Below are 546 nucleotides of genomic sequence, written 5' to 3'. Positions count from 1 at the left end.
GCTGCGGCGCAGCACGGTGTCGACAGCCTCGAACATCTCCCCTCGACGCTGCGACGACACCGGGCTTTCGACGACCACGACCAGTTCCGGCTTGTTCGACGAGGCGCGCACCAGTCCCCAGGTGCCGTCTTCGGCGACAACGCGCGCACCGTTGACGGTGATGAGGTCGGCGATCTTCTGGCCCGCAAAAACCGTTCCATCCCGCTTCATGGCCTGAAAGTCGGCAACCACCCGCTCGACAACGCCATACTTCACATCGTCCGCGCAGTGCGACGACATGGTCGGCGTGCCGAAGGTCAGCGGCAGCGCGCGGTAGAGATCGGCCATCGAACTGCCGGGGCTGCGGTCCAGCATCTGGCAGATGGCGATGGCGGTGACCAGCCCATCGTCATAACCCCGCCCGACTGGCGGGTTGAAGAAGAAATGGCCCGACTTTTCGAAACCGGCGACGGCGCCAAGCTCGGCGACGCGGCGCTTGATGTAGGAGTGGCCGGTCTTCCAGTAGTCAGTGACGGCGCTGTTGGCGCGCAGCACGCTGTCTGTGTT

1 pseudogene is annotated in these 546 nt (G+C 64.8%); it reads right to left on the bottom strand.

The annotated features are described in order from the left end of the window. Positions 1 to 546, bottom strand: a pseudogene (locus tag EN914_RS37795) (phosphomannomutase/phosphoglucomutase); the annotation flags it as partial.

Source organism: Mesorhizobium sp. M7A.F.Ca.CA.001.08.2.1 (assembly GCF_003998455.1).
Taxonomy (GTDB): domain Bacteria; phylum Pseudomonadota; class Alphaproteobacteria; order Rhizobiales; family Rhizobiaceae; genus Mesorhizobium; species Mesorhizobium ciceri.
This window is presented reverse-complemented; position numbering and strand designations above follow the sequence as displayed.